This window comes from Kitasatospora sp. NPDC088351 (genome assembly GCF_040685575.1).
Classification (GTDB): domain Bacteria; phylum Actinomycetota; class Actinomycetes; order Streptomycetales; family Streptomycetaceae; genus Kitasatospora.
The window spans coordinates 95,955-107,569 of the sequence record NZ_JBFBIL010000023.1 but is presented as its reverse complement, the minus strand read 5'-3'; the positions used below and the strand labels follow the sequence as shown (position 1 = coordinate 107,569).

Sequence of the window (11,615 nt, the reverse complement as noted above, 5' to 3'; positions counted from 1 at the left end):
GGGGGCCCGGCCGCCACCCCCCCCCGCGCCCGCCCCTTCGCGTGCGCCGGGGGTGCCCGGACGACACGCGGCTGCCCCGGGCCGAGGCCCGGGGCAGCCATGGGGAGGTGGGAGAAGGTCAGCCGCCGCTGATGCCGGTCTCGGTGAAGTTGCCGCCGACGCCGTTGGCGCCGATCGCCAGGGCGGCGCTGAGGAAGGAGGCACCGTCGGGGCCGAAGTCGACGTCGGTGATCTGGATGGCGCTACCGTTCGGGCCGACGGCGAATGCCCCCTTGTCGAAGTTCGCCACGGGGATGTGGTCGGCCTCGTGAGCCGAGGCGATGGTCGCCCCACCGATGACGAGCGGGAGGGAGAGAGCGGAGACGGCCAGGACGCGGTGCACAGTGCGCATGAGGAAAAGCCCTTCCAGGCATTGAAGTTGATGAGCAGTCAGATCGCCGCGAACTGGCGACCCTTCACTATCTACGCACGCGCGCATACGGGCTGCCACCGGAGACCGCCGTCCGGGGCACCCGATTGGCGCCAATCCGGGCCAGACTCCCCCGTTCGGCCCCGCGACCCGGTCCGGCGGCGGGGTCGCGGGGCCGGAAGAACCCCGCACCACCACCCGAACGGCGGCGTCCGCCGCATCCGGGGCCGGGCAGGGACCGGCGCGACGGCGGGCGGGCGGCCGTGGTGCTCGGGCGAGGGGTCAGGCCGTGGTGCGGATGCCGTCCAGGGCGATGGACAGGACGCGGTCGCGCTGCTTCTCGTCGGCGAAGGAGACCGAGCCGACGCCGGAGACGAGGCGCAGCAGATCGTCGATGCTCATGTCGGCGCGCACCTCGCCGGCCGCCTGGGCCCGGTGGAGCAGCGGTGCGCTCGCGTCGTACATCAACCTGCGGCAGGCCACGAAGACCTCCGTCTCCTCGCCCGCCAGGACCTCGCGGATCGCGCGCTTGGTCAGGGCGTGGGCGACGAAGCGGCGCAGCCAGTCGGAGAGCGCCTCCCATGGCGGCTCGGCGGCCAATTCATCGGCAGCCAGGCTGAGTTCGCCGACCTCGTCGGCGTAGACCGTTTCGAAGAGGTGCCGGCGGGTGGGGAAGTTGCGGTAGAGGGTGCCGATGCCGACGCCGGCCCGGCGGGCGATGTCCTCCAGGGACGCCTCGGCCCCGTGTTCGGCGAAGGCCTCGCGGGCGGCGGCGAGCAGCGCGTCGAAGTTGCGCGCGGCGTCGGTGCGGCGCGGACGCCGGGCCGCGAGGAACTCGCTGACGACCTGTTCCGTCACGGGGGGTCTCTTTTCGGACAACGGGTTGAAGCGGAGGTTCACCTCCACTAATGTGGAGGCATGCCTCAACTTTACCAGTGAGGCCTGGGCTTCGCCCTGCCGCCACGTGCGGCCACCGCCGTCGGCCACCACACGCCGCCCCTGCCCGACTCTCCGGCATCCCCTCCCCTCCGGCGTCCCGCCTCCCGCGTCCCACGTCCCGAGAAGGTTCGATGAACCGCCAGTCCAACCGCCTCACCTTCGGCGTTCTCGCCACCGGCGCGGGTGTGTTCGCCCTGCTCCAGTCGCTGATCGCGCCCGCCCTGCCGACCGTTCAGCAGGCGATGCACACCTCGCAGGCCACGGCCACCTGGGTGATGACCGCCTATCTGCTCTCCGCCTCGATCTTCACGCCCATCCTCGGCCGGATCGGCGATCTCGTCGGCCGGAAGCGCACCCTCGTCGCGGCACTCGTCGCGCTCCTGGTCGGCTGCCTCGTCGCCGCCCTCGCCCCCAACATCACCGTGCTGATCGTGGCCCGGGTCGTCCAGGGCATCGCCGGGGCGCTGTTCCCGCTCTCCTTCGGCATCATCCGCGACGAGTTCCCCGCCGCGCGGGTGCCCACGGCCATCAGCAGCCTCTCCGCCGTCATCGCGGTGGGCAGCGGTCTCGGCATGGTGCTGGCCGGACCGATCGTCGGCGCGCTGGACTACCGCTGGCTGTTCTGGTTCCCCGTGATCATCGTCGCGATCACCACCGTCATCGCCCACCGCTTCGTCCCCGAGTCGCCGCACCGGGCCGAGGGCAGCGTCAACTGGCTCGGCGCCGTGCTGCTCTCGGGCTGGCTGGTGGCACTGCTGCTGCCCGTCAGCCAGTCCTCGAAGTGGGGCTGGGGCTCCCCCGCCGTGATCGTCCTGCTCCTGGCGGCCGTCGTCCTCTTCGCCCTCTGGGCCCTGGTCGAGGCCCGCTCCCGCCACCCGCTGATCGACCTGCGCGTCATGCGCCTGCCGGCGGTCTGGACGACCAACACCGCCGCGCTGCTCTTCGGTGGCGGGATGTACGCGGTCTGGGCGTTCCTGCCCGGCTTCACCCAGACCCCCTCGTCGGCCGGCTACGGCTTCGGGTCGAGCGTCACCGGCGCCGGGCTCCTGATGCTGCCGATGCTGGTCACCATGTTCGCCGCCGGCGTCCTCAGCGGCCGGCTGGCCGGCCGCTTCCCCGCCAAGGCGCAGCTCACCGTGGGCGCCGTGCTGGGCGCGGCGGCCTGCGGGATGCTCGCCGCCTGGCACGGCCGGCCGTGGCAGATCGCCCTGGCGGCAGGCGTGTTCGGGATCGGCATCGGTCTGGCCTACGCCTCGATGAGCATCCTCATCGTCCAGAGCGTGCCCGCGGCGCAGACCGGCGCGGCCACCGGGATGAACGCCAATATCCGCACCATCGGCGGCTCGGTCGGCACGGCCCTGATGACCGGTCTGGTCACCGGCCGGCTCCAGCCCTCCGGTCACCCCTACGCCTCGGGCTACACCAACGGTTTCGCCCTGCTCGCGCTCTTCTGTCTGGCGGCCGCCCTGGCCGCCTTCCTCGTGCCGGCCCACCGTGCCGTCCCGGTCGTGGTCGCCGGCTCGGCCCCGAAGCCGGAGAGTGTGCGGAACTGACCGCGCCGCTCCCGCCCGGGGCGGGAGCGGCAGGGCAGGGGCAGGCGCTAACCGACCACCGGCAGCTCCACGAAGGAGGGCCGCACGGCGCCGTGGCCGATCGTGTAGGCGGCCCGGCCGTCGGCCGGCCGCAGCTCGAAGGAGTCGGGGTTGGCGGCCGCGACGGTGAGCCGGATCCGGTCGCCGGCCCGGAAGAGGACGGAGGTCGGCTGCAGGTCCAGGGTCACCTGCCGGGGCCTGCCCTGCGGGAACGGCGCCGCGTCGGTGCTCGTGTAGCCGCGGGCGGTGCGCAGCCGGCGCCAGTCCGGGTTCTCCCGGCGGGAGGTGGTCGCCCGGTCGGCGAGGGCGAGTTGGCCTTCGGTGAGGTAGGTGACGCGGCCGTCCGGTGCGACGTGCTCCAGGTAGACGTGCAGTGCGCCGTCGCTCGCGCCGCTGATGCCGGTCACGTCGAGGGTCACTCGCCCGAGGCCGGTCACCCGGGTGTCCTGGCGGACCGGCGGGCTGTCGTAGCTGAGCAGTTCACGGTCGACGGCGGCGCGGTCGGGGTAACTGACCGGGGCGCCGCTGAGGTTGGTGTTCCAGCGGTCCGACGGGCCGGTGCCCGCGGTCGGGCTGAGGCGCAGCAGGTCGGCGTCCGGTCCGGCGGCGGTGGCCGACGGGCGCTGCCGGGTGAGCGCGTTCCCGTCGGCCAGGTAGAGCCGCTCGGTCCGGGTGCCGGTCACCGGCCAGCGGGTGGTGGCGCGCCAGGTGCCCTCGTTCAGGGTGTAGTAGTGCAGCACCCGGTCACCGCCCGAGCTGCGGGGTGAACGGTGTGCCGCCCCCCGGTCAGTGGCGCGAAGCCGGTGAGCGGATTCCTCAACGACCTTGCGTCCCAGTGCGGATGACGCCACCTCAGCGCCTCGGCCCGCCATCAACCCGAGTGGCCGGACGCCGGGCGCCGGCCGTCCTGGGCCGCTCATGACAGGCGGATCAGGCCAATTGACGGCCGGTTATCGGCGCGAGGGTGCCCCCTCGGCCGGAAACCTGTGGACCGCCCGGCGGAGCCTGCCATGATGCCCGAAGAACGATGTGACATGTCACAGTGCTCTCGGTGTCCGCCGGGCGCACGAACGAGGGAGGAACCCATGAAGCGTCTCGCCGCCGTACTGGCCGGCACCGCCGGCCTGGCAGCCCTGATCGGCACTCAAACCGCCGTCGCCGCACCCGTCTCCGGGCCGGAGTTCACCGGCGTCATCACCTGCGGGAGCCCGGGCGCGCCCGGCTTCCTGCTGACCAAGGCCTGCATCGAGGTCACCGGCAACCAGGTGAACCTCTACGGGCACGCCGCCCCGACCAGCCCCGGCTGGCAGGACCAGCAGGTCAGGTTCAAGCTCAGCGGCGCCGTGATCGGCAGCCCCCCGTTCGGCGGCGTCAACCCGACCACCCTGGTGACCGCCGGCGGCAACTACGTCAGCGGCATCACCACCACCGCGCCCTGCGGAGCTACGGTGACCGTCGAGTTCAGCGTGGACCAGTGGGGCTGGCCGCCGTCGACGGCGACCGCCTCGACCGTCGTGAGCTGCTGAGCCGGGCCCGACACCACACCGGGTAGGGGCGGGCGACCCGCCCGCCCCTACCCCCGTGCCCCGCACAAGGAGCGGGTCGGCGACGACCTGACGGAGCGCGAGACCGAGGTACTGACGCTGATCGCGCAGGGCCTGTCGAACGCGGAGATCGCCACCCGGCTGGTCGTCGCGGAGCAGACCGTGAAGTCCCGTGCGAGCCGCATCCTGGTCGAGCTCCAACTGCGCGACCGGACCCAGGCGGCGGTCTTCGCCTACGGGACGGGGCTGGTGCGCCCGACCGGCTACTGAAGAAGCCGCACTCCTCCCGGCCCGGCCGGGGGGCGTACCGCCACCGCCCGGGGCTTGTCCGCGAACACCCACCGGTTGCTCGCCAACGCGTCGTTCGGCTCGGGGAGTGGACCGCGCCCGTGGTGCTGGGTGAAGTCGAACGGGGTGTGCAGCGAGGTGGCCCAGCCCCGGCGCGCCAGCGCGCCGGCCGAGTCGGGCCGCGGCTCCCCGTCGAACAGGTCGAGCAGGTCGACGCCGATCTGCTGCTTCGTCGAGCGGTAGACCGGGTTGTCGCGGACCTCCGGCGACTCGCCGCCGAGCTTGACCTCGAACGCCAGCGTGCTGCCGGCGGCGCTCAACCCGTCCACCGCGTCGATGAGGTACCGCTCGGCGGCGTTGGGCAGATAGAGCAGCAGCCCCTCGGCCAGCCAGGCGCTCGGGGCGGTCGGGTCGAAGCCCGCGCCGGTCAACGCCCCGGCCCAGTCGGTGCACAGATCCGCCGCGATCGGCACCCGCACCGTCTTCGGGGCGGCGCGGAGCCCGTCGAGCACCTGGTGCTTGAACGCCAGGACGTCCTCGGTGTCGACCTCGAAGACCGTGCAGCCGGGGGGCCAGTCGAGGCGGAAGGCCCGGCTGTCCAGCCCCGCCCCGAGCAGGACCACCTGGCGGGCGCCGGCCCGCACCGAGCGGAGGAGGGCGTCGTCGAGGACTCTCGTCCGCAGGCCGAAGTAGCGCCCCAGCCGCCCCCAGAGCGGGTTCGCGTCCCCGCCGGGAACGTGCTCCAGGCGGACCGGCCAGTCGGCGGAGGCCCGTGCGGCGCGCACGAAGTGCTCGGCGTAGACATCCCTCGCCAGGGCGTTGTGACGGTGACTCTCGATCGCCCGGGCCGCGGCGACCATCAGGGCGGTCAGGCCGACGCCCCCTTCCACCCCGGCGGTCAGGGCCGGTCCGGAAGGCCGTGCCACCCCGGAGGACGGCGCCACGGGGGTGCGAATCGCTGTGCCGATCATGACTGTCCTCCCCTCAGGTGAGCCGGGACCACGAGGCCGGCTGTTCATGGGTGGTACACCGGGCGCCGTAGACGAGGCTCATGAACCGCAGGACCTCGTCGTCCGGCAGGTGCAGGCTGGTGGTGCAGTCCGTCAGCACCGTCACGTGAAAACCCTTCTGGAACGCCGTCCGGGCCGTGGAGTCCACGCAGACGTCGGTGTACAGGCCGGCGAACACGAGATGCCCGGTGCCGCGCCGGACGAGGTGCTGCTCGAATCCGTCGCTGAGGAAGGCGTCGAAGCACGCCCGCTTGGTGAAGACCCGTTCGCCGGGCGCCGGTGACACCTTGTGGAACTCGGCGCCCCACGAACCGTCGAGGCACTTCGGCTTCTTGCCCAGGGCGGCGTCCCGCTGCCGCCAGCTCGGCCCCTGGTGCGCGACGTCCCCGACGAACCGCACGAAGACGACCTCCGTGCCGTGCTCCCGTGCCAGGTCGACGGCTCGCGCGACGTTCGTCGTCACGGCGTCCAGCGTCGCGGGGTCGCCGCGGTAGCGGGCGAGGGCGGTCGGGCCCGCGCAGAAGTCGTTCTGGACATCGACGACGACCAGCGTCGTGCCCTCCCGAGAGGTCATGACCCGGAGACCCGGGTGGCACCGGCGGCCGGCGGCCCGTCCGGCCCGTCCGGCTCCAGCGCGTCGAGCAGCGCCTCCACCACCTCGGTGGTGGAGTTCCGTCCGCCGGCGTCCGGGGTGAGAACACCCCGCTTCACGACGGACTCGAGCGCCTGCTCCACCACCCGCACCGCGCCGGTACAGCCCGCGTGCCGCTCCGCGATCGCCGCCGCGGCCCGCACGGTCGCCACCGGATTGACCGTGTCCCGCCCCTCCAGGGCGTCGGCGGAGCCGTGCACGGTCTGGTACTCGACCAGTCCGGCCAGGTCGGGGTGGAGGTAGACGTTCTCCGTGCAGCAGTTCTCCTGCCGCTCGGAGCCGAAGCGGTCCAGCAGGACCACGTGCATGATGTCGGCCCACTCGTTGCCCGCGACGATCACGGTGCGCGCCGACGGCCCGTGCTCGATCAGATTGCGGTTCACCGTGTCCGGCTGGAACAGCCGGATGTCCACGCCGTGCCGCCCGGCGCTCTCGGCCACCCAGGTGTCGAGAGCGCCGTCCAGCAGATGGAACTTGTAGGCCATGACGACCTGGCCGACCTCGCCGTCGGGCCACTCCTGCCGCGCGCGCCGCAGGGCGTAGGAGATGACCTTCTCGGTGATCTCCCGGCTGAACGTCATGGTGCGGGTGACCAGGCCCGGGGAGTGCTGGTTCTCACCGGTGTAGAAGCCCTGGGCCTCGTCCCGGACCAGCAGCAGTGATCCGCCGCCGGTGGCTATGAGATCGACCTTGACCGCCTGCAGCCGCTGCCGGACCAGGTACAGGGACTGGGCGTTGATCGCCGTACGGAAGATCACCGGGACACCGCTGTCCGCCTGGGCCCGGCAGAACCCCTCGTAGTGCTCGGCGTCCTCCTGGGTGAGCTCACGGACCCGATCGCTCCCGCCCTCGGCCCGCAACGAGGCGTACGAGTGATACGTTCGCGGCGAACGGACGACCTCGATGTCGACCGCGTGCAGCTGGGCGAGCCTGGCCAGGACCCGTTCGAAAACGGCCGCGACTTCCGCCCCGGTGCCGCGGCCGACCGCAAGTCCGATAACCGACTTCATTGCTCTCCTTCGTCCTCGGATTCCTTCATCAGCGCGCCACGCGCCCCACCAGATGGTCACCCGGAATTCCGGCCTTGTCCGGACGGTAATAGTCCTTGATGCCGTCGGCCCACGTCGCCGCCTCGATCCGGTCCGAATCCGTGGGAGCGAAAGCGTCGAAAAGGGCGTCGATGTTCGCGCGTTCGAAGCCGATGGCCACCATCAGCGCCACAAAGGCTGGGCGCTCGATGAGCCCGTCGCCGTCCGGATCCCCCAGCGCGGCGAGCGACTCCGCGAACTCGCTGATCGTGGCGTCGAAACGCTGCGGCGCGAGCACGCAGGCGGCGTACTCGTCGAAGGTGATCCGGCCGTCGCGGTTGGAGTCCAGCTCGGTGGCCAAAGTCGTCCAGTACCGCCGGAAGGCGGCCAGCATCGCGTCTCTCGCCGCACCGTCTGAATCGGGTGCCGCCTCGACCACACGACCTGCCATAAGAGCGAAATCATCTGCCTCGAGAAGGCCGTTTCCGTTGGCGTCGAGCAGGGAGAAGACGAGCTTGACGCGACTGACCGCCTCTGTGCGCACAGATCCGCCGCCTTTCTTTTGGCCGACCCGTTGCGGGGCAGCGCGGATGGAATGGTGAAATATCTGTCTCACTATCCAGCCGGCCACCGGTCTACCCCGGAGGAATCCGGTTCAATTCACTCGATCGAGGGAATTGGGCGCGCCGGTCCCGGGCATCCACCAAAGTTGTGCGTCGGTCGGCACAGTGCAGCCGTCGATCCGGCTGCGCCGCCGGATGCCCGACGAGCACGGGCGGCCCGGCCGCCGGATCGTCGCGGCGCCGAACGCCGAACACGTCCACGGCCCCCGCGCAGGCGGGGGCCGTGGACGTGTGACCGTGGACGACTGGCGGCACCGGTGTGCCGACCCGGTCGGGCGCCTGGTCGCCGGCCACCTCGGCCCGGAGGAGACCCGCCCCCCCGGTCCGGAGCGGCCCCGGGTTCCACGACAGCGTCGTGGCCGTCGTCGAGGAGGTCCCGGCCCGGGGCCGGCGGGTCGGGCCGGGTCGGGCGGCGCGGGTCAGGCGGAGTGCGGCACCCGCCGGGGCTCGCCGAGGGTGAGCATGAGGCGGTTGGCCCAGGCGAAGAAGGCGGTCGCCTGGACCAGGTCCACGATCTCCAGTTCGGAGAGGCCGAGGGCCCGCAGCCGGGCCAGATCGCCGGCGTCGGCCGTCGGCGCGGTGGTGCTGAGGCGCGCCGCGAAGGCGACCAGCGCGTCCCAGCGCGCTCCGAAGCCGGCCCGGGGGCCGTGGTCGAGCAGGCGCTGGACGTCGGCGCGGCGGTCGGCCAGCCGGGCGGCCAGCCGGCTGTGCACGGAGGCGCAGAACACGCAGCCGTTGACCCGCGAGGCCACCGTCGCGGCCAGTTCCCGCTCGGCGCGCGGCAGGCCTCCCGCACCGCGGAAGATGCCCCGGTCGGTGCCGGTGCGGTGCCGCAGGATGTGCGGATCGCGGGCCAGCAGACGGAAGTAGGGCCAGCTCGCGTCGGGCGAGGCGGCCAGGCCGGCGGACTGCTCCTCGGTGGCCCAGTCCGGGTCGAGCGGGGGCAGCCAGGGGTCCCATTCCAGCGTGTCGAGGGTGAACGGGATCTCGCCCTCGGGCAGTTCGGCACCGTCCGGGACCGGGCCCGCCGGTCCGTCCTGGGCCGGCCCGGGGTGCTGGGCGAGCAGGTCCAGGCCGTGCACCAGACGGGCCTGGTAGGAGACGTAGGCGGCGACCTGGGAGAGGGTCACGGCCTCGTCGGCGCTCAGGCCCGCGTCGGCCAGCCGGCGGTGGTGGTCGGCGGTCGCGGCGAGCGGCGCACGGGCGAGCAGGGTGGCGTGGTCCAGCAGCGCGGCGGAGCGGTCGCCGGGAGCACCCCGGTCGGCCCGGCCGGCTCCGGTCGCGGCGGCGTCGACGAACGCCTCGGGGGCACCGGTCGCGATCAGCGCGGCCCGGTAGTGCCCGGCCAGCCGGCGGGTGGCCGGGCCGCCGTCGTGCAGGGTGGCCACCCGCAGGGCGGCCTGGAGCCGTTCGACGGTGGTCAGCGTGGTCTGCGCGAGCCGCGGGTCGAACAGTGCGGTGTAACTGTCCTGGGTCCCGCTGACCACGTCGGGGCGCTGGGCCCGGGCGGCGGCCAGCGGGCCGTCCGCGGGATGGGGGACGAGAGCGGCGATCAGGTCGGCGCCTCGCTCGTCGGCTTCGTCGGTACCGGCGTTCGTGGTGCCGCCGGGGGCGGTGGAGGTCATCGGCGCTCCAGTGGGTGCGGTGGGGGACGTTCGGTGGGTCCGCGGTCCGGCTCGGCGAAGGATCCGCCGGAGCCACCCGTCGGTGGCCGTCACCGGTGACGGCCGTCGTGGCCGCCCGTGGACGGCGGCCCGCAGGTCAGGCCGCGCCGGTCCGGACGGCCGGCCGCCTCGGCTCGGCCCGCCGCCAGCCCAGGTGCGGGGCGACCCGGGTGGCGATCAGTTCCAGGGCCGCGATGGTCTGGTCGTGGCCGAGCCGGCCGGGGTGGGTCTGCACGATCAGCTCGCTCGCGTGCGGGACGACCTCGTCGCGCCGCAGCGAGGCGACCACCTCGTCCGGGTGGCCCGCGTGCACATGGGCGCGGGCGAGGTAGCCGTCCAGCGAGGTCACCGGCGGGAAGAGACCGGCGCCGACACTCTGGTCGACGTTGTCGATCACGCCCTCCCGCAGCTGGGCGACGGCGGTCCGTCGGTCGACGGCCGGATAGACCGTCCGGGAGACCCCGATCCGGGGCGGGCCGGAGCCGCGCCAGCCGTCGAGATAGCTCTGGACCAACGGCAACTGGGCCTGACCGGTGGGGAGTTCCGTCCGGAAGGCGGCCTTGGCCAGCAGCAGGCCGTCGTGTTCGGCGGAGATCCGGGCCGCGCTTTCCGCGCCGGTGGTGGACTGCCAGAGCCGGTCGAGGAGTTCCGGGCGCTCGGGCTCCAGCCGGCCCCCGCCGGGCAGCGGCCGGCCGGCCAGGGTGGCCCGGAGCAGGGACACCGCCTCGGCGTACTGCTCGCGGCGCCGCTCCGGGTCCACCCCGAAGGCGGTGAAGGTCCGCGGGTCGCCTCCGGTGCCGAGACCCAGGTGCAGGCGCCCGTCGCTGAGGGCGTCGAGAACGGCCGCGTCCTCGGCGACCCGGACGGGGTTCTCCGCGGCGATCAGCAGGACGGCGGTGCCGAGCCGGATGGTGCGGGTGTGCTGGGCGATGGCGCCGAGCAGCACCAGCGGGGCGGGCAGGCGGCCGGCCGAGGAGGCGAAGTGGTGCTGCGCGACCCAGCCGCTGTCGTATCCCAACTCCTCTGCGACAACGAAGAGTTCTGTGGTTCGGCGGTACAGTTCGGAGGCCGTGGCCGGGCCGCCGTCGTCGGAGTTGACGTGGGTCAGGAAACCCAGTCGCAGGCTCATCGCGTTCGTTCTCCCGGAGGTTCGGCGGCAGACGGTGGCCGCGGGGACGGCACGGGCGCGCAGAAAGGGCGCACCGCGCTGGTGACTCTCGGGGCAGGGGGCGGCCGGCGCCGTCGCGCTCGGGGCGGCGCGACGGCCGGGCGGCCCGGGCGCAGGGGCCCGGACGGTCAGTGACAGCCTGCGGAGGCCACGCGCATCAGGTCCACGTGGCGCCGCGCGGTCAGGCGCGTCGGCGTCTTCATGCCTGAACCTTGGAACACAAAGCGATGCATTGTCAATTGCCAGCTGCCATTGTCGCGTTGGGATACTCCACCGGCCGGGCGGCGGGCCGGAGAGCGGTTTGACCCGACCCCGCCATAATCCCGTCCGGCCCTCCGGCCGGCGTCGCCGACGGGGCCGCACAGAGCCGGTCCCACCGGCCCGGCTTGCCCCGATCTCCCCAACGTCACAACTAATTGGCCTTTTGGGGCAGACGATTGACAGTCTTTCAGATTCACTCCTAGATTCGTCCCGTGCATCCCGACCAGAGCATTCGCGGCCACGTCGACTTCTGTCGCGTCGCCAGTGCCCTGTGTCCCGCGCGCGGCTGACCCTCTCGTCTCGGCGCGCCTCCCTCTCCCTCTCCCCCTCCGCCGCTCCCCCGCGGATCCCGCCCGTACGCACCGCCGCACCGCCACGGCCGTGCCACGACCGCATGCGCATGCGCACCGCCGCCCCGTCGCGACCGTGCGGGGCCG

Annotated in this window: 12 protein-coding genes and 1 pseudogene; 3 read left to right on the top strand and 10 right to left on the bottom strand. The window is 73.1% G+C overall.

What is annotated here, in order from left to right; all coding sequences use genetic code 11:
- Positions 1 to 118: 118 nt before the first annotated feature.
- The gene (locus tag AB0P06_RS18505; protein WP_363608499.1) at positions 119 to 391 is read right to left on the bottom strand and encodes a hypothetical protein; all 273 of its coding nucleotides are present in this window, start codon (positions 389 to 391) and stop codon (positions 119 to 121) included.
- A gap of 300 nt (positions 392 to 691) precedes the next feature.
- On the bottom strand, positions 692 to 1,267 hold the full coding sequence (locus tag AB0P06_RS18500; RefSeq protein ID WP_363608497.1) for a helix-turn-helix domain-containing protein: 576 nt from the start codon (positions 1,265 to 1,267) through the stop codon (positions 692 to 694).
- Positions 1,268 to 1,479: 212 nt separating this feature from the next.
- Between AB0P06_RS18500 and AB0P06_RS18495 the strand changes: the two genes are divergently transcribed.
- On the top strand, positions 1,480 to 2,901 hold the full coding sequence (locus AB0P06_RS18495; RefSeq protein WP_363608495.1) for an MFS transporter: 1,422 nt from the start codon (positions 1,480 to 1,482) through the stop codon (positions 2,899 to 2,901).
- Between the two features lie 47 nt (positions 2,902 to 2,948).
- On the opposite strand, the gene AB0P06_RS18490 is transcribed toward AB0P06_RS18495, so the two are convergent.
- Complete coding sequence (locus AB0P06_RS18490; RefSeq protein ID WP_363608493.1) at positions 2,949 to 3,680, bottom strand: CocE/NonD family hydrolase; 732 nt, start codon at positions 3,678 to 3,680, stop codon at positions 2,949 to 2,951.
- A 345-nt stretch (positions 3,681 to 4,025) separates the two neighbouring features.
- On the opposite strand from AB0P06_RS18490, the gene AB0P06_RS18485 reads away from it, so the two are divergent.
- Positions 4,026 to 4,466 carry a hypothetical protein gene (locus AB0P06_RS18485; RefSeq protein ID WP_363608491.1) on the top strand — a complete coding sequence of 147 codons (441 nt, stop codon included), beginning with the start codon at positions 4,026 to 4,028 and terminating at the stop codon, positions 4,464 to 4,466.
- A gap of 51 nt (positions 4,467 to 4,517) precedes the next feature.
- Positions 4,518 to 4,754 (top strand): annotated as a pseudogene (locus AB0P06_RS18480) (LuxR C-terminal-related transcriptional regulator); the annotation flags it as partial.
- Here AB0P06_RS18480 and AB0P06_RS18475 read toward each other — a convergent pair.
- The 7 genes from AB0P06_RS18475 to AB0P06_RS18445 form a co-directional block, all read right to left on the bottom strand.
- Positions 4,748 to 5,632, bottom strand: coding sequence for a class I SAM-dependent methyltransferase (locus AB0P06_RS18475; RefSeq protein WP_363608507.1), 885 nt, complete (start codon positions 5,630 to 5,632; stop codon positions 4,748 to 4,750). The pseudogene AB0P06_RS18480 and the gene AB0P06_RS18475 overlap by 7 nt on opposite strands.
- Positions 5,633 to 5,756: 124 nt before the next feature.
- Positions 5,757 to 6,356 (bottom strand): isochorismatase family cysteine hydrolase, encoded by a 600-nt coding sequence (locus AB0P06_RS18470; RefSeq protein WP_363608489.1) that lies wholly within the window; start codon positions 6,354 to 6,356, stop codon positions 5,757 to 5,759.
- On the bottom strand, positions 6,353 to 7,444 hold the full coding sequence (locus AB0P06_RS18465; RefSeq protein ID WP_363608488.1) for an isocitrate/isopropylmalate family dehydrogenase: 1,092 nt from the start codon (positions 7,442 to 7,444) through the stop codon (positions 6,353 to 6,355). The genes AB0P06_RS18470 and AB0P06_RS18465 overlap by 4 nt, the downstream gene beginning before the upstream one ends.
- Positions 7,445 to 7,472: 28 nt before the next feature.
- Complete coding sequence (locus AB0P06_RS18460; RefSeq protein WP_363608486.1) at positions 7,473 to 8,006, bottom strand: EF-hand domain-containing protein; 534 nt, start codon at positions 8,004 to 8,006, stop codon at positions 7,473 to 7,475.
- Positions 8,007 to 8,504: 498 nt separating this feature from the next.
- Entirely contained in the window at positions 8,505 to 9,710 is a 1,206-nt protein-coding gene (locus tag AB0P06_RS18455) for a peroxidase-related enzyme (RefSeq protein WP_363608484.1), read from the bottom strand.
- Positions 9,711 to 9,846: 136 nt separating this feature from the next.
- A complete protein-coding gene (locus tag AB0P06_RS18450; RefSeq protein ID WP_363608482.1) occupies positions 9,847 to 10,878 on the bottom strand; it encodes an LLM class flavin-dependent oxidoreductase in 1,032 nt (343 codons plus the stop codon).
- Positions 10,879 to 11,045: 167 nt separating this feature from the next.
- On the bottom strand, positions 11,046 to 11,120 hold the full coding sequence (locus AB0P06_RS18445; protein ID WP_363608505.1) for a putative leader peptide: 75 nt from the start codon (positions 11,118 to 11,120) through the stop codon (positions 11,046 to 11,048).
- Between the last annotated feature and the right edge of the window lie 495 nt (positions 11,121 to 11,615).

What these genes read in the sequence shown, in the direction of transcription:
- AB0P06_RS18505 (WP_363608499.1), bottom strand. Translation starts at nt 391, where the DNA reads ATGCGCACTGTGCACCGCGTCCTGGCCGTCTCCGCTCTCTCCCTCCCG.
- AB0P06_RS18495 (WP_363608495.1), top strand. Translation starts at nt 1,480, where the DNA reads ATGAACCGCCAGTCCAACCGCCTCACCTTCGGCGTTCTCGCCACCGGC.
- AB0P06_RS18485 (WP_363608491.1), top strand. Translation starts at nt 4,026, where the DNA reads ATGAAGCGTCTCGCCGCCGTACTGGCCGGCACCGCCGGCCTGGCAGCC.
- AB0P06_RS18475 (WP_363608507.1), bottom strand. Translation starts at nt 5,632, where the DNA reads ATGGTCGCCGCGGCCCGGGCGATCGAGAGTCACCGTCACAACGCCCTG.
- AB0P06_RS18470 (WP_363608489.1), bottom strand. Translation starts at nt 6,356, where the DNA reads ATGACCTCTCGGGAGGGCACGACGCTGGTCGTCGTCGATGTCCAGAAC.
- AB0P06_RS18465 (WP_363608488.1), bottom strand. Translation starts at nt 7,444, where the DNA reads ATGAAGTCGGTTATCGGACTTGCGGTCGGCCGCGGCACCGGGGCGGAA.
- AB0P06_RS18455 (WP_363608484.1), bottom strand. Translation starts at nt 9,710, where the DNA reads ATGACCTCCACCGCCCCCGGCGGCACCACGAACGCCGGTACCGACGAA.
- AB0P06_RS18450 (WP_363608482.1), bottom strand. Translation starts at nt 10,878, where the DNA reads ATGAGCCTGCGACTGGGTTTCCTGACCCACGTCAACTCCGACGACGGC.